Genomic DNA, 16,388 nt, shown 5'->3' with positions numbered 1-16,388 from the left:
TTAATCTCCGATTAAATCAACAACTTTATCCTCTTCTTTATCATATAGAATGCTTCCAATTTCTAAATTTTTATTATCAACATACACAACGTCCTTTTTCTTAAAAAATCTTATGCCGTTTTTACTTTCGTAGTAAAAATTCATTCTGTAGTTTATTCCATTTACTTCAAGCTCTTTTGCTTTTTCTTTTGAAAAATAGATTCCGTTTTCTAATGGATAGCTGTCTTCAAACAAATCCCTTTCTATAAGCTCTACTATATCTGCCGAGTCAACCCTTACAAGGTCTTCTTTTCTTCCAAGTGATGGATACTCAAGATTTAAAAGATTCTCTCTAAACTTTTCTAAATACTCTAATTTAGACTCTATATAGATTGTAAGCTCAACTGCGTAAAGATTAGATACGTATATTGGAGATTTTAAAAGTGGCTTGTTAAAACCTTCTATGATAATTCCTTTGTTTTCTGAGTCTTTTCTACCAAATTTGTACATACTTTGCATGTCAAGAACAACAGATTTAAACTTTCCTTGAATGCCGTATCTTGCGGGCATATACTCTTTTGCCTCTACTACATTATGAAAAAATCCTTTTACAGTTGATAGCGGCGGGAGAGGATAGGTCTCCCAAAATCCATACGTTATTGGTTTTCTATAACATGCAAACTCTTGATATAGCCTTACTCTTAAAATGCTCATAATTTAACTCCTATAAACAACGTTTCACGTCTCACGTCTCACGTTATAGTGCTGATTTACCTTAGACTTCAACTCTTCAAAGAAATCGCTAATAGTTTTTCCATTTAGATTTTGTATAATATAGTCTTCATTTGCCCAAAAGCCCTCTACAAGCCCGCAAGAAGTATAATCTTTTACAGAATTACCATTTAGCTTTAAGCTAAGAACAGATTCTATTTCTTTTGTGTTTAAGCTGTACTTTCTTTGATTTCTATCGTAGTTTACTTTTATCCTTCCAAGGAAGAATGGATTTTTAACAGGATAAAGTCCACCAATTACAAACAACGGACTTAAATTTTCTGTCCTTCCTTTAATCTCTCTATCTAAGATTTTTAAAGCATCAAGAACCATATTTACTCTTCTTGCTTTTTCAGTGCCATCTAATTCTATACCATCGTTTGGGTCTACTCCTACCCTGTCTAAATCTATTGCTACTGTATAGGTATACAAAGAACTGTGAACTTCAAACTGAAATGGATTAGGGTCTGTTTTTGCTCTTTTTGCAAAGTCATGATTAGCTCCAAACTCTACATCAAAAGCCATTGGAGATAATGATATAGCAGGAGAAAATCTAACAACCGCTGACCTTGTCAAAGAACCCTTACCTTTATCAGTTTTCATATAACCAAATAGGTCAACTTCTACATAATCTTTTATGTTTGCTGTTGGTTTAAACTGGATTGTTCCTTTTTCATCTGATAACGGAACTTCTTTATCAGCATCTACGTTAAAAAGCTCTCTTAATTTTCTGAAGACCTCGTACCTTAAAGCCTGTCTTGACATATAGGTATATACTTCACCATCTCTTGTAAGTTTTTTTAGCTCTGAAATGTTTCCTATAGATTCACCATAGTTTAAGCTTGAAGCTTCAAAGATTACTGTTAAAGTTAAACCTTTCATTGGTTTTCCTCCTGTAATTTATTTTCTTTTCCAAGTAGTCCATTTAAAAAGCTGTATCCAAGGAGATAAAAGTTATCTTTATCCTGCAGTGCCTTTATTAACAAACTTGGAACTTCCAAATCATAAGCCATGTGAACTCTCATCATCACATCCATAAACTGGTTTACATCTCCAATCTTTAAAGCATTTAAAAGCTTATATGCTATAGATTGGATTTTGTTTTCTGCATCTCCATCTTTTAGCCTTTCAAGAAGATTTTTCCCTTGCATGTACATAGCCCATAAACTTTTTTCTTCTAAGCCCATCTCTTTACCTCCAACTTTTTGTTTATAAAGAAGATACATAATTATTAACCTTTGTAAATTATAATTACTGACATAAGCTTTATCTTGTGTAGCACTTTTAAAGATTTTATATAAAAGCCCATAGTTTAAATCTTTCTTCAAAATCAAGTTTAAAAACTCGGTGAGAATATAGACTCTTGTTTTATTTTTATCTGGTAGTATAAAAAATGATTTTGACAATAACTTAAGATTTTCATGATTTTCTTCTATAAATTCAGCAGTTTTATAATCGATGTTAAAGCTAAAAACTTTTGGAAGTGTTTCCTTTAATTCTGTTTCTAAGAAGTTTATATTTGACAAGGTGTATTTAGCTTGCGATTTTTTTATTCTTAATAAGTACTCGGTAAAGAAGTCTACAAATGGATTTTCAGGAGATTTTTCTATCTCTTCTTTAAACAAGTTGTTTGCAAGCATCAAAGATTCAACAGAATCATCTAAATTTACAAAGTAATATTTTCCATTTAACTCTGTAAGTCCTGCAAAATAGCAAAAGTAAACAATTTCACAGATATCACAGGATGGCAGTTTTGTATTGAAATTCCAAGCAAAGTTAACTGCGTCTTTATTTAATCCAAATATCGGCGAAAATCCTGTATCATAATTTGTGTCTTTTTTTGCCGGTCTTTCTCCACAGATTACGCAAGTGAATTTTTTATCTTTTTGATTGTTATCCGTTTTTAAAGGCTCTTCAAAGTCTTCATAAAATTTCTTTTTTCTATCTTTTGTTATAGTTTTATTTAAAAAGCTTTTTTGACCGTTAAAACTCCTTAAAAATATCTGAACGTCGCTTTCTACAAACTCCTCCTTGTCCTGCTCCAAAATTCTTATTGCTTTTTCAATCAGATGTTTAAGTTCTTGAGAGTTTTTAGCTTTTATATCTCCAAGTTTATTTTTTAAAAGTGTAAAACCGTTGACTTCTTCTTTGAAGTCTTTATAGACATCTTTAAATGTTCCATCATTTAGATTTTCAAGCAATTCTCTAAATCTTTTTAATTTTCTATCGTACCTGCCATAGAGATTAAAAGCATAATCAAAAAACCTATCGGTAAAGCCATCAAAAATTTTTCTGTCAATCTCTATATAGTTATCTCCAATTTTTAAAAGATTTTCGTCTTTTGAAATTAATTTTTTATCTTTTACATCCCAAAGATGGTTATTAATTCTTAGAAATCCTACGATACCTGCATTGTAAAGCCAATCGCCAAGGTATATACGTGAGACGTGAGAGGTGAGAGGTGAAACGTGAGAATCTTTTCTATTAAAGAGTTCCATAGTTCTACTCCTTACTTACTATTCATTTTATTTTTCAAAGTTCGTATTAAATTTATCAACTGAGCCTTTATTTTCTCTAAATCTTCAAATATACTTAAATCTTTTAGATAGCCTAATTCTCTTGATATTATAAGTTGTGTCTCTAATTCTGCAGTAGATCCTAATGCAAAATAAAGAAATTGTATAAACTCTTTTGTGCTATTCCTTGCCGACCCTTCAGCAATATTGCTTGGAATAGATATAGCACTTTTTCTTATCTGCGATGTTAAACAATATATCTCTTCTTTTGGAAAGCTTGATGTTACTATATAAACTTTCTCAACCAATTCAATCCCGTTTTTCCATACATCCAAATCTTTGTGCGTTTTCATATTACACCTCCTTTTACGTGAGACGTGAAAAGTTGAACATGAAACGTCAAAAAACCTTTTCTAACTAATTATTTACGTCTCACGTCTCACGTTAAACGTTTCACGTACTAACCATACCGAATCCCTGTCCTGTTCTATTTCCAAGTCCTATTTGGTAAATTGTCTGTAAATCCTCAGGATGACCTTTTAATCGAAAAATTCCGCTGTTTCCTGTGATATACATGATTGGCTTCCCTGTTTTTTCTCTAAAACCTCTTAACGTGTGCTTAATCACTTCTTTTTTCATCTTTATAGGATAGAATTCAAGCGGCTGTTTTAAGCCTCTGTTGTCAAGCTTTCTAAAAATTCTTTCCATTACGTTGTTTAGTTCGGTTTGAAAGTTTTCATCGCTAAAAACCACAGGTCTATCATCTTTTGTTTCAATAATAAACGGTGCATTGGTTTTAAATATAATTTCATCATTGAAAATAATTTTTTCTCTTAGTATTACAGGCTTTCCAACTTGCCAATAGATGTTATCAAACTTATTAAAATCAAAAATTTTTATCTTTTTCATACCATTAAAAAGATTTATTAAAAACTGATAATCGTTTGATGAAATATACAAAAATACAGGTCTATCTTGGTAAAAGACTTTATCTTTGATTTTAAATTTTTCATCAAGAGAAATTTCTTCTTCTTTTGGATTAGTTCTATCAAAAACAAGATTAAAGGTATAAGCCTTTGGCATTCTTACGCTATACATACTTTCTTTATAATCTTTGTCTGCTTGTGCCAAAGCTTCTTTTATGAAAGCTAAAACCCTCTGCCTGAAAATAATTGGAACTTTTTCTGTAGTTATAGGAATTTTTACCCTCATCAATTTCTAACTCCTTTTTATTTTTCTATTTATTATAAACCTGCTATTTAAAGATTTCTGACAAAAACACTACATAAAACTCATTAGAAAGAAAATGTAAAACTATGGCTAAAGAAAAAGATTTTGTTTTTTGATACACAAAGCCGTAAAATAACGATGGAAAAAACGTTAAAATTGAGTGTAGGTCTTGGTAGATGATTATATGGGGGATGGTAAAAAGTATAGAAGTTAAAAGATTAGAAAAATAACTTAGTAAATAAACTCTAAAGAAAAGCTCTTCTGAAAAAGCTACAAACAGATTGTTTAATGCTTGAAGTGGTTCATGGATAAATAAAAATGGTAGTATAAAAATTATTGATAAATCATACTTTATCGAGTAAGAAAAAACAGACTTAAAATCAATAAAAAGAATCGGGGAAAGTACAACAAAATATACAAAGTATGGAAGATTGGTAATTTTATAAATTGCCGTGCTTATGATTAAAGCTATGTATAAAAAAATGGGAATTAATTTATTATTCATCATAAAATAGCAAATTTTGCTGTTTTATAATATTATATGATATGTGCTTTGTAGGAGTGAGAAATTCAAAAGATTTTTAAAGATCTTAGCTGCGGATGTTAAAAGTAAGAAAATGAGAGGTTGATGGATGTTGGGGGGCAGTTCATGAACTGCCCTTACTTAAGAAGAGTAAAAGGTGAGAAGTTAGATGTCTATTTAATCTGCTGTCTATCACTCTTTTTTTATTCTGATAGCTTCAGTCCAAAGGATATCTTTTTTAATTTTATCAAAATTTCAATTTCTCACATTACGTTCGTTTCTTCTACATTATTTAATTGTATTTCCTTAGGTGCGGTGAAGAATGCAATTGTAAGCAGTATATAGCCTATAAATATCTCTAAAAGTCCAATTAATATTATAATTAGCAAAGTTCCCCAGAAAATAAACTTTCCAGATATATCAAAAAGGTTTTAGTTTAAAGTAATTGATAATTCTGTTAAAGCTTTTTTTAAGATTAATAACTGCAAATATGGCCAATCCATAAGCCAATAAAGCACCAACTACGGCCAAAAATGTATTACCGTCTCCGATAATTGCAGCTATCACAAAGAAAATAAGCAAAATTTCTGCAACGAAGAGAAATATACCCCATCTTAATCCATACTGAAATATGGACGGTTTATTTAGAATTTGTGAATACTGATAAAAAGCAACCAAAACAAGAATTAAACCAACAAGACCAAGCAGGTTAAACAAAAATCCTATTACCAAAAAATACCACCAATACCACCAAGTATGTTTGGCGTGCTTAAGTTTAATTTCTGTGAATTCATCCTAACCTCCTCTTTTTTTAATTTACTTCATTTTAAAGCCAAAGTCTTAAGAAATAGTAAAGCATCATCTTTTGATATTTCTATTGCTTTTATTTCTGGTAATTTAGTAAGGTCTTTAAGTTCTTTCTGATTTACATATTCTATTTGCCTATCTTTTTCCAAACCTAAAAGCGTTAATAATGGTGATACTAAGCTTGTTCCACTAGAAATATAAATTGAAATATCTTTGTCTTCATATTTTTTTATTTTGGTGTTTATTTCTGCTATCTTTTCTTTCATACTATTTTCATTATCAAAATCACATTCATATTTGTAAATTTTAATTTTATGATATATTCCAAGACTGATTAAAATTTTATCTAAGTACTCTAATCCATTTTTTTTCATATCGTTTTCTATAGTTTCATGAGTATACAGAACGTGTATCTCTTTTAAAACATCCTTATGAAATTCTAAAAGTTCATATATGGGTTCGTAGTTCTGAGGCAAATCACTGATGATGTTCTTATATTTATCTCTTTCTGTTGGTTTATTAGGTATTGATAAACCAAAAATCAATACAGGTTTTGGTTCTCTGCCTTTAGATGGTTTAGTTTGTAATTGTTTGTCAAAGAAATAGACAAAAACAAAGCCAACAGAAAACATGTTAAAAAATGTAGTAATTGCCAATCCTGCATTCTTCATTAAATCTTCATTAGCTATCATATTCTTTATATATTCTGCCAATAAGCTTGATAAAACAAACTCAGACAAAAAGCCTATAAGACCAATCAATCCACCAACTTCTCCAATTAGCAAATATCTTAAAACGCCGGAAAATTCTTTAGCTGTTCTTTTATAAAAGCATTGATGGTACAATAAAAGTGAAATAGAAGAAAACACTAAGGATGAAATTGCCAAAAGACTGAAAGGAATTAATGGATTATCCTTTAAACTTTCGGCAATAATAAACGGAACATAACTTAAAAATACGATTATTATAAATTCTATTAGACTTGCAGAATATTTGTACTTTTTAAACCACTTACCCATCTAACACTCCATAACCTATGCCGGTTTTTGCTCCAATGCCAAGATAGTTAAACGCTTGTATTAAATCTTCTTTTAAATCTGTTTTAAAAGCTTCTTTATAAACCTCACTGTTTTTAAAATAGAAGTTAAATTTTTCTCCCTTTGCTACTGTTAAGAATTTTATAGGATTTGGATTTTGGTCATCAGTTGGTGGCTCTTTATCATTGTAATATTTTGGATAATGTGGATTCATGATATCTTCATCTAATCTTGGAAAGTTTTCTGGAATAGCATCAAGAATGATTAAATCTCCTTTGTATTGCTGATTTCCAAAAACCCTTACAAACGCTCCTATCTCTTTGTCTTCTCCATCTCCGCTTTCAATCCTTTTTTCAAGATCTGAATACTTTTCAAAATCAAAATTTACCTTTTTTAAAATCTTATAAGCCCTTAAAACGCCTTTAATTGCGCTTGATGGAATGTAAGGAAAACCGTAAATAAAATGTAATTTAATAGAAACTTCCAAAGCAGAACCACCGCCAAGTCCAACTATCAATCTTGATTTTGTAGTAAGCGTAAAGCTTTTATCTGCTATCTGTCTTTGCCTTTCATTTAGTTTTTTTATATAATTGTCAGCTTCTTGGAAATTTTTTGGCTTTAATTCGTAAACCTTTTCTTTAGCTTTAGATATATCAAGCATCCTTTTGTTTTGCATATTATAAAATGGGATATACTTTTCTAAAATCAACTTTAAATTTGATGCACTTTTTAATGAAAGTTTTATATCATTTCCTTTTGGAATAACTAATATTGCATCTTGTCCTGGATTATGTTTATCCTTGTTCATTTTCGCCTCCGGACTCTAAAATCGCATCAGAAAATCTTCTTAACCAATTTACAAGTCTTAAAGTTTCCTCTGTATAGTACATATACTGCTCAACGCTTGCATCAAGAACGAGTTTTTTCATTATTTCTTCAATTTTAACTTTTACATTATCTCTCTTAAAACCGGGTTCTTTTTGACCTTCTTGTCTAAACAACCAATTTGAAATAATCGCTATAACTTCAAGATGATGGTCTTTTCCTTTTGCAAATAAAAAAGCTAAAGTATTTCCAAGTCCGTTTGTTAAAATAAGTGTGCCAAGCTTAGATATTAACGAGCTTGCATCTTTTTCAAAAGGTTTACCTTTTATCTTAGAAACACATTCAAAAGCATAATTACTTCTCTCTTGTTCTAATGTTTTCATCTCTTACGCCTCCATTACTATTTTTGTAAATCCTCTTCCTAAGGTCTCATCTCCTCCAAATTGAAGGATTTGATTGTTTATTTTTTCTATTACTTTATTTAGCTGTTCTTCATGTTCAGATTTTTTTCTTGCATCTATACACCCGTAGAACACTGTTTCTGCAGGTAATAACTCCTCGTACCATAGTCCACCTTTATCAACTGTTCCTTTCGTTTGGTCGATTTTAATTCTTGCGTTTACTTCTGTATAGTTTTTAACAAAAAATTTAAATACATCATCGCTTACTACTGCTATTTTGTCTTCATCTATTTCGCATTTTGTGATTTCTTTGAGTTTTTTTAGATTTTCGTTTATTGTGGCATTAAATGTAAATTCCTCTAAAACAAGCTTGTTATTATTCATCAGGACTTTATTTGAAGATACTACCGCATTGTCTTTTTCTACTTTTGGAATTTCGACGTTTATTTCTGTATCTCTTTTGAACCTTTCGAGAACGTAAGGAGAAGTTATCCATACAAAAACGCCTTTTAGAGATTTTACCGGAAACAAAAGAATCTTTCCATCTGTAAATATGACTTTTCCTTCTTCATCTCCTTTTCCAAAGATATCTTCTTGTTCTTGCTCGTTAAATGAAGCTCTTATAACACCTTTGATTGCTGATGATGGCATCACCGGAAAATCTGTATGTGCTTCTCTTTGTATTGGTAAGTCTATTAAACTTAACGTTGTTCCACTGCCTATGTGCATTGGTGTTAAAACATGATAGAAAACTTTTTTCATTATCCTTGACCTCCTTTATTTAAATTTAAAGCTCCTATTATGCTTAATCCAAATCCTGTTGGATTTTTAGTATCAAAGTATGGATATTCAAGCTCATAATAAGCCGGCTTTAGATAGTATTTATCAAATATTTCATCAATTTTGCTTTGGTCTTCTACTTTGTAGTAAACAACCGAACCTTCAGGAATTAGTCTAAATATTCTGCTTGGAAATCCTGTTTTGTCATTTGGCAATTTTATCCAACTGCTGTAAATAAATGGTTTTCCTAAAACCTTAGCTATGATTTTTGCTCCTTCTATTTCTAATACCTTGTTTGTAGGTGATAGTAATATTAACTTGAAAAATCCTGTCTTTCTGACAATGTTCTTTATATTTTCCTTTTCTTTTAAAAGTCTTTCTGTTAAATCCCTGTCTTTTTTAATTACGACCGATAGCCTACTTTCTCCGCCAATGATTACAGTATCGATATTTAAATCTTTAGATGGTTTTACATAAAAATAAACATCTTCTTCAAATCTGTTAAATGTTTGAGTAAATAAGTACCCTTCCTTTGTGGTTCTCGTGCTTCTATCTATTGCTATACCTGTTCTTAATTCTTTATGTGGTCTTAAAAGCTCTGTATTAACCGACATTTCTTCGTCTTTTAAGTATTTTATATACTCCTCATCTTTTAAATAGCCGTTTAAATCCTCCATCTTCTCGCTGGTTTGATAATCTAAAAAATATTCTAAATTTTCTTCTGTAATTACATTGTCAAGTTTTCTGACAACCGGTTTGATTACTCTGCTATTTGCGACTTTTATATCTATTGGTGCTTTAAAGTATAGATTTTCTCCTTTTGCAAGGGATATAAACTCTAAGTTTAGTTTTTTACCCGTGGCTTTGTTTAGTCCGCTGACAACCGGGATTGGATTTATAAAGAAATCTGATTCTCTAAAAACTCTTTCTGTTGCATTAAACGGCTTTCCATCTCCAAAGGTTAATACATCAAACGGTTTAATTCCTATCATATTACACCCCACTTGCTATAAATTTAGCTACTTTTAAAGTGTTGATTATTTTTTCCGGTTCTTTGAAGTCAAAAAACTTCTTATCATTAATGTGGGCGTTTAACATAAAATCAATAAACTCTTTTTTTCTCTTGTAAGGCTTCTTATCAATTAGATATTTTGTTAGCTCTTTAACAGGTTCTTCATCTTCTGTTTTTGGTAGGTATGGAAGTAAAAGCTCTTGCAGTTGATAGATAAAACCAAACGGAAAATCTTCATCGGATAGAAAGCTTATTAGCTCTTTAAATAATTGTAAATGATCGTTTTTTATCGGTGCTTCTGCTGATGAGAACGAGTGTTTTATGTATTTTATGCATACTGCATCCTTTCCATCAACTTTTTTAGCTTTGCTTTCTGCAGACCTTGCTTCTTGTAATACATAGCTAAGAGGTATTTTGTAATGGGATATTACCAAACCTGCGCTTGCTGTAAAGTTATATTCTGTATCTTTCATATCTTTAAATTTATCTTTAAATTGACTTATTATTTCCATATATCCTTTTAGAGCCGTTTCTAACGGGAACAATGCTAAAACATCATCACCACCCGAGTATACAGCCATTCCGGAGTATTTTTCTACTATACCTTTAACCTCTTTACTAAATTCTGATAACTTTTCAGTTATATCTATAATCTTATTCTCTTCAAATGCTTTTGATATTTTTTCTCCCATTGAGTCCCCATCCATTACAACGATGGCATAATAAACAGGTGGTTTTTTGCCAATTTCTTTGTATAATTTTTTTAAAGATTCAATCAAAGCTTGGTCTTCTTTGTTATTTTCCAATACCTCTATGTATATGTTTTGTTTGTCTTTTTCAAATAAGTCTGCTTTTCCATGATTTTTAAAGATTTCTTGTATTCTACTTTCATGTTCTGCAAGATATTTTTTTAAAGCTACATCAACAACGGATTTTTTATGTTCTCCATGATAATGTCTCTTTGCATAACAAAATGCGCAGAGTCTGTCATCTTCATCTTTTTCTGTGATTGAGCTTTTAAAGTTATTTTTTGTTGCTCCAAGTATTACTCTTTTTCCACATACATCACAAAGATAAGCTCCTCTTATAAGCTCTGGATTGATTTGATATGCTTTTTCCATAAAATCTTGATAATTTTCAAAAGCTGAATACTGATTCTTTTGCTTTTGAAAAAGATTAAATCCTTCAATAAATTTATCATCAGGTTCTATTGATGATTTTGCATTAGCTACTGCAATATCTACATCATTTTTTGCTTTTACAATATCGTTATCTTTAATCTCACTAATAGCCCAAACTATATTGATAGCATTTCTGATTTGATAGGCAATTAAATCTTTATACTTATTAAATTCTTCATTATCTGAAATTTTACGTCTAACCGCTTCTTCAAGAGTGTTTAATTCTTTTAACATTTCTTCTTTTATGCGTTTAACTTTTTCGATTACCTGCTCTTTCTCTCCTTCTATTGTAAGATATGCTACGTTTGTTATGTTTAGGCTATCTTCTTTTACAACATCAGCTGTTGGAATTATAAACTCTACTTTGTCATCATTTTCAAGAGACTTTAATCCTGATTGCATAATCCTTGGAATAAGCTCACTACCACCTGTCAAATCTTTAAGTTTTCTTGACCTTACAATTGTATCTTGTATAGATGGAATGGTTATTTTTACTAAATACTTAGCCATCTTTTAGCCCTCTCTTATTTTTTTAAAAGTTTTTCTGTTAGTTCTTTAGCTTTTTCTATTGCATTTTTCCAATCATTATATTTAAATTTTTCATTCTTGTAATAAAAGCCAATAACAAACAATCTGTAAGATTGACCAACTTTTAAAATAGAAAAGTTTACGAAAGATGCTTGTCTTCTTGGATTTACTCCCCCAAGAATAAAGTCTAACTTTTCTCCTTTTATTCCATGGATTACTTTTTCGTAGAGATTTTCTAAAGCTTTTTCAAAATTTTGTTTATTTATTGGTATATATTCATCTTTTAGAGGCATACCAAAAACTGAAAAATTTCTATTATCGCCATCTTCTCTTTTAGAAAAACAAGCAAATAAAGGGTTGTCTGTTTTTATTTCTTTATATCCTTCATCTAAAAAGAATTTATCAATTTTTCCTACTTCATCCGGTAATTTAAATTGTTCTATCTGCATATTTCCAAATAGTCTGTTTCTTCTATGTCCTACTCCAAGCAGAAAAGCAATGTTTATCAGTGCTTTATAGAATTCTACCGGATATTTGTAAGAAATGATTTTTAAATCAAAAGTTTGGTTTGGCAATATGGCAAGTTTAGAAAAATCATTTTTATGTGGAAGTAATTTGATTTTTTCAGTTTTTAGATTGTTTGGAATATCAACAATCAATCTAAACTTTCCTTTTCCTTCTGTATTACCAAAAACTTCGCTTTCTAATTTGTATAAATCTTCAACTCTTTCATTATCGTGCCTTACATACTTGCCGGCAACTAATCTAAAAGCCTGTCTCATTGTAGATTTTATTTCTGTTGGTCTTATAAAAATAGAGTCTAATTTTCCACTATTTGCTCCGCCCATGATGGTTGGAGTTATGATTTCTACTTTAAAAATAGCTTCCTCCATCTTTAACCTCTCTCTTTTGATTTTTTTAAAATGGACTTCTTAAAATCTCTTCATTTAACTTTATAGGAACTTCAATATATTCATCTCTGTTATAGTGAAAGACTTTTATCGGTAAAAAGTAGCCAAGAGCCATACCAAGAGCAAGCATTATTGCAACAGGCGCTGAAAATACCATATAGTTTTCTTTTTGCTTATTATCATCTATTGCTGTGTAAATCTCAGAAACAATATCGCTCCAATCCCCAATCTCTAAATTGCCCTGATGCTCTTTACTTTGTATTATCAACTCCCCTTTAGCTCTTAACTTTTCTTTAAGCTCTAATCCTTTTTCTATCGGATTATGGCTTGCAAGATAAATAATTATCATCAACGGATCTTGTATATTTTTATTAACAGAAATTTTTTCAAATTCTGACTTTTTCTCTTTTATCTTTCTTGGATTATCTGTTAAGTCTATAACTTTGTGATATTCTTTTTGATAATGATAAATTATGCTTGCCTGTCTGTTTCCAAGAATAACGCCAAAATACAAAGCCAATGTAGATATTCCCGCTGAGATATTTAGAACTACTTTATTGTGATCTTTTATTACCCCTTCTAATGTCAAAAGTTTACTAACTTTTTCTCTAAACTCGTTTAAAATTTTTATAAGCTCTTCTCTGTTTGAAAAATCTACACTTGGTGTTATTAGATACATATCTTGGTCTTCCAACCTGTAGAATTTCTTTAGATTTTCTAATTTGAAATACTTAAATCTTTCATCTTTCTTGATTGCATCTTCCATTTGTTTTAGAGATTGTAAAGCTAACTCTGGTTTATTTATATGTATAAATATTACAGGCAAATGCTCTGGATTGAGCCAAAAGCTAAGCTCTTCTAAGTTCTCTATGTCTTCCGGAGTTATTAAAACTTTTTTAGCTTTTTCAGTTATTTCCTTCTTTTCTTCTAAATGATTAACCGGTATTATAAACCCATTTGATGAAACTTCTCCTGTAAAAGCAACATTATCTAAAATTTCTTTTTCTTTTGCTATCAAACCTGCTGCAACGGCTAATTGGTAAGATTTTCCGCTAAAAATGTTGTCAAAAATCACAAAAAAGTTTTTATTTGTGGCTTCTTTTATAGTTTCTAAATCTTGACTATTAACAAATGTGTTTAGTGTGAAAGTTTGGTTTGATAAAGGTATTATTAATGCTTTATTTAATCTTGATTCTTCAGGGTTTTCTATATTGTAGGTAGGGAAATATACTTCTTTAAATGGATTTCTCATTATCTCTATGGCTGTTTGCTGGTCAAGGTTTAGGGTTTTGGTAAGCAGTTCAAAATTTAAATATTTCTTTTCTGTTAGCAGTAATTTTATTATCTCATATTTTGCTTGCGTGATTTCAACATCTGTATCTTGCTTAAGAAGTATAGAGTATAAATCTTCTAACCATTCTTGTTTTATTTTCTTTGATTCTACTAATGCTTTGATTACTTCAAACCTTTTGTTTTTTAATAACTGTTTTATATGCATAAATCACCCCTCAGGTAAAATACTAATGTGTTTTGCAAGTTCTTCTAGGTCTATCTGTTCTTTCACAGGAATAAATATGCTTGTATCTTTTAAGATGCCGTTGAAAATAGTATCGTTGTCTAAAAGTATTTTTACTTTTTTATTTAAATATTTCTCGTCTATAATTATCTCTATAAAATCATCCCCACGATATAAAACAAAATCATCTGTATATGTAGCTTTTTGTGAAGTAGATGCAACATGTCTTAATACAAATTCGCTAATTCTCTCGGGCGCTATTTCTATCACTTGCTCTTCAGGCTCTGCCAAAATCTCAAAAATTCTTGTGTGGAATTCTTTTATTTGATTAAACTCTTCTTTTTTAAATTTGTTTCTGATATCATCTTCAAATATTGGAGTAAAGCCTTTTTTTAGTCCTGGTATTTCATGACCACGACGGAATTTTAGTATGTTTGTTAAATCTTCTTTGCTTAATATGTCTATTAATATGAATTTAGATATTTCTTCTGAAGTTAAATAAAAATTATTTGTAGTTTCTATTATTAAAGTCATTGTTGGCAATTCTATAAATATTTCTGTATTAGATGCAAAATGATGCCAATCTGAAACCTTCATAATTTCGTACAAATTATTATCTATTTTCCTTAATACTAAGAAATATAAAGGTTTGTTTGGTTTTTCTTTATTTAAAGATTTTAAGCTTCCAAAGTATACTCCACCTATTACTGGAAACGTTGAACGTGAGATGTGAGAGGTTAAGTCTTCTTCCAACTCTTCTTCTATATATTCATTATAAAGATCTTTTAACCACTTAGCCATTGCTATTTACCTCAAATTTTTTACAAATTTCATAAGATTGTTCTTTTAAAAACTTTTCAAAAGCTTCTGCTGAAAATGAATATTCTTTTAAAATTTCTTTTATTTTTGTTTTCATTCTTTCTACTCTTTTATACAATGCATCGTCGGATAGGTCATTAAAATACTTACTTTTATAAAGTTCTTTACTATCAGATATTTGATAGCAAAACATTAACATCTCGTTGTCTGACAGACGCTTTGTAAAAGCTATTTTTAGCTCTTCAACTTCTATGCTTAGAGTATAATTTTCTCTCTTTCCAATTAGGTCAAAATAACTTTTAACTTCATCTTCATCATCTTCCTCTTTACTAATAATAACTTCAGATATTTCGTTTTCTGACATCAATTTGACCGATGCGTAAACATCGGCTAAAAAGTTTTTTGTCATTCTTTGAATGTAGCTAACCAATCCGCTTTGTTGCTCAAAAAACTTATCTACTATGTGATTTCTATGTGGCAAGATTTTGGTCGCTAAGAATTCTTGAAATACATCTTCTTTATCGTAGTAATTAAGTATGAGTTGATAGGTAGGACTGCTGATGATTTTGAAAAAAATATTTTTTATAACTTCTAAGCCTTTTGGGTCGTTTTCTGAAAAAAAATTAAAGATTAAATCATTTCCTGACATTATCCTGCTCCATCTATGTATTTTTCTATTAGCGGCAATATCATTGAACAGTTTCCGCACTTTCTAAGTTTGCCTTCTTTGTAAAAGTCTATTAACACTTGCCTATCTACATAGAAATCAAAAGAAATGCCATCTTTTGTGAATAAAAATACTTCATCTTTTATGTCTAGGTCTAAACATTCTTCTTTTGTTCTTTTTTGGAAGAAGCATTTTGATAGATTTATCTTTGGTCGTTTATGCTTAAACAATATATTAGTAGATGTAGCAACAAAAGAAATAGTTCCGTTGTTGTCTCTTATGATTATAATTGGTCTTTGTTTTAAAGGGCATACATTATCAATGTCTGTAGTTAAGGGAATATTGCTTTTTTGGTAGAATTCTTTTACTCTGACAATTAGGAAATCACCTGAATGAAATGATTTATACTGAACAAGCTTTTCTTTTTGGTCTTCGTTAAAAAGATCAAAAAATCTAAACACAACTATTCCCCATCCCTTTATTTGATAAGAAAATTTTAGATTATTAGATGTAGATTTGTCAATCAAAGTTAAATAAAGATAATAACACGTTGGATGAGAAATTGGGTAAAAGTACGAAATTTTTCACCGACTGCAGAATAATAATACTTTACTTTCAAGTTCTCGCCCCCTCTTCTGTAATGGTAATTCATGAATTGCCTCTACTCATTTTCTTACCTTTTTTAAAGGAGATCCTTCTGACTAAAGCCCTCGGGATGACGATTAAAACAAACTCATTTTACCCATACATTAATTTTGGAATGCGTCATTAAAATTAATAATAAAATTAAAAAGTTAATTACTCAAATCATCTATCATTTATCACACATCACGTTAAGCATATTTGAAAACTATATAAATATGTATAATATATACTTCACTACCT

19 protein-coding genes are annotated in these 16,388 nt (G+C 30.0%); all 19 read right to left on the bottom strand.

All coding sequences use genetic code 11. From position 1 onward, the window contains the following. Entirely contained in the window at positions 1-693 is a 693-nt protein-coding gene (gene cas5b, locus SYO3AOP1_RS03455; RefSeq protein ID WP_012459383.1) for a type I-B CRISPR-associated protein Cas5b, read from the bottom strand. A 24-nt stretch (positions 694-717) separates the two neighbouring features. Beyond that, positions 718-1,632, bottom strand: coding sequence for a type I-B CRISPR-associated protein Cas7/Cst2/DevR (cas7i, locus tag SYO3AOP1_RS03450; protein WP_012459382.1), 915 nt, complete (start codon positions 1,630-1,632; stop codon positions 718-720). After that, complete coding sequence (cas8a1, locus tag SYO3AOP1_RS03445) at positions 1,629-3,248, bottom strand: type I-B CRISPR-associated protein Cas8b1/Cst1 (RefSeq protein WP_012459381.1); 1,620 nt, start codon at positions 3,246-3,248, stop codon at positions 1,629-1,631. Before cas8a1 ends, cas7i begins: the two co-directional genes overlap by 4 nt. An 11-nt stretch (positions 3,249-3,259) precedes the next feature. Beyond that, a complete protein-coding gene (locus SYO3AOP1_RS03440; protein WP_012459380.1) occupies positions 3,260-3,619 on the bottom strand; it encodes a four helix bundle protein in 360 nt (119 codons plus the stop codon). 100 nt (positions 3,620-3,719) lie between these two features. Further along, on the bottom strand, positions 3,720-4,478 hold the full coding sequence (gene cas6, locus SYO3AOP1_RS03435; protein ID WP_012459379.1) for a CRISPR-associated endoribonuclease Cas6: 759 nt from the start codon (positions 4,476-4,478) through the stop codon (positions 3,720-3,722). A 43-nt stretch (positions 4,479-4,521) separates the two neighbouring features. Beyond that, positions 4,522-5,001 (bottom strand): CPBP family intramembrane glutamic endopeptidase, encoded by a 480-nt coding sequence (locus SYO3AOP1_RS03430; protein ID WP_281340789.1) that lies wholly within the window; start codon positions 4,999-5,001, stop codon positions 4,522-4,524. Between the two features lie 281 nt (positions 5,002-5,282). Continuing rightward, complete coding sequence (locus tag SYO3AOP1_RS09550; protein WP_281340788.1) at positions 5,283-5,408, bottom strand: hypothetical protein; 126 nt, start codon at positions 5,406-5,408, stop codon at positions 5,283-5,285. Positions 5,409-5,439: 31 nt separating this feature from the next. Then, on the bottom strand, positions 5,440-5,751 hold the full coding sequence (locus tag SYO3AOP1_RS03425; RefSeq protein WP_012459377.1) for a hypothetical protein: 312 nt from the start codon (positions 5,749-5,751) through the stop codon (positions 5,440-5,442). An 89-nt stretch (positions 5,752-5,840) separates the two neighbouring features. Further along, entirely contained in the window at positions 5,841-6,845 is a 1,005-nt protein-coding gene (locus SYO3AOP1_RS03420) for a hypothetical protein (protein WP_012459376.1), read from the bottom strand. Then, entirely contained in the window at positions 6,838-7,671 is an 834-nt protein-coding gene (gene cmr6, locus SYO3AOP1_RS03415) for a type III-B CRISPR module RAMP protein Cmr6 (protein WP_012459375.1), read from the bottom strand. Before cmr6 ends, SYO3AOP1_RS03420 begins: the two co-directional genes overlap by 8 nt. Further along, positions 7,658-8,071 carry a type III-B CRISPR module-associated protein Cmr5 gene (cmr5, locus tag SYO3AOP1_RS03410; RefSeq protein WP_012459374.1) on the bottom strand — a complete coding sequence of 138 codons (414 nt, stop codon included), beginning with the start codon at positions 8,069-8,071 and terminating at the stop codon, positions 7,658-7,660. Before cmr5 ends, cmr6 begins: the two co-directional genes overlap by 14 nt. 3 nt (positions 8,072-8,074) lie before the next feature. Further along, positions 8,075-8,851, bottom strand: a complete 777-nt coding sequence (gene cmr4, locus SYO3AOP1_RS03405) for a type III-B CRISPR module RAMP protein Cmr4 (RefSeq protein ID WP_012459373.1) — start codon at positions 8,849-8,851, stop codon at positions 8,075-8,077. Then, the gene (locus tag SYO3AOP1_RS03400; protein ID WP_012459372.1) at positions 8,851-9,861 is read right to left on the bottom strand and encodes a type III-B CRISPR module-associated Cmr3 family protein; all 1,011 of its coding nucleotides are present in this window, start codon (positions 9,859-9,861) and stop codon (positions 8,851-8,853) included. The genes cmr4 and SYO3AOP1_RS03400 overlap by 1 nt, the downstream gene beginning before the upstream one ends. Position 9,862: 1 nt before the next feature. Then, positions 9,863-11,572, bottom strand: coding sequence for a type III-B CRISPR-associated protein Cas10/Cmr2 (cas10, locus tag SYO3AOP1_RS03395; protein ID WP_012459371.1), 1,710 nt, complete (start codon positions 11,570-11,572; stop codon positions 9,863-9,865). 14 nt (positions 11,573-11,586) lie between these two features. After that, a complete protein-coding gene (cmr1, locus tag SYO3AOP1_RS03390; RefSeq protein ID WP_012459370.1) occupies positions 11,587-12,483 on the bottom strand; it encodes a type III-B CRISPR module RAMP protein Cmr1 in 897 nt (298 codons plus the stop codon). Between the two features lie 25 nt (positions 12,484-12,508). Then, on the bottom strand, positions 12,509-13,999 hold the full coding sequence (locus SYO3AOP1_RS03385; protein WP_012459369.1) for an SAVED domain-containing protein: 1,491 nt from the start codon (positions 13,997-13,999) through the stop codon (positions 12,509-12,511). Between the two features lie 3 nt (positions 14,000-14,002). Beyond that, the gene (locus tag SYO3AOP1_RS03380; RefSeq protein ID WP_012459368.1) at positions 14,003-14,818 is read right to left on the bottom strand and encodes a hypothetical protein; all 816 of its coding nucleotides are present in this window, start codon (positions 14,816-14,818) and stop codon (positions 14,003-14,005) included. Next, on the bottom strand, positions 14,811-15,485 hold the full coding sequence (locus tag SYO3AOP1_RS03375) for a hypothetical protein (RefSeq protein ID WP_012459367.1): 675 nt from the start codon (positions 15,483-15,485) through the stop codon (positions 14,811-14,813). The genes SYO3AOP1_RS03380 and SYO3AOP1_RS03375 overlap by 8 nt, the downstream gene beginning before the upstream one ends. Further along, positions 15,485-16,030 (bottom strand): hypothetical protein, encoded by a 546-nt coding sequence (locus SYO3AOP1_RS03370; protein WP_012459366.1) that lies wholly within the window; start codon positions 16,028-16,030, stop codon positions 15,485-15,487. The genes SYO3AOP1_RS03375 and SYO3AOP1_RS03370 overlap by 1 nt, the downstream gene beginning before the upstream one ends. Between the last annotated feature and the right edge of the window lie 358 nt (positions 16,031-16,388).

The sequence above is a fragment of the Sulfurihydrogenibium sp. YO3AOP1 genome, assembly GCF_000020325.1.
Classification (GTDB): domain Bacteria; phylum Aquificota; class Aquificia; order Aquificales; family Hydrogenothermaceae; genus Sulfurihydrogenibium.
Note: the sequence above shows the minus strand (reverse complement) of the source record. Positions and strands in the feature narration are given on the sequence as shown.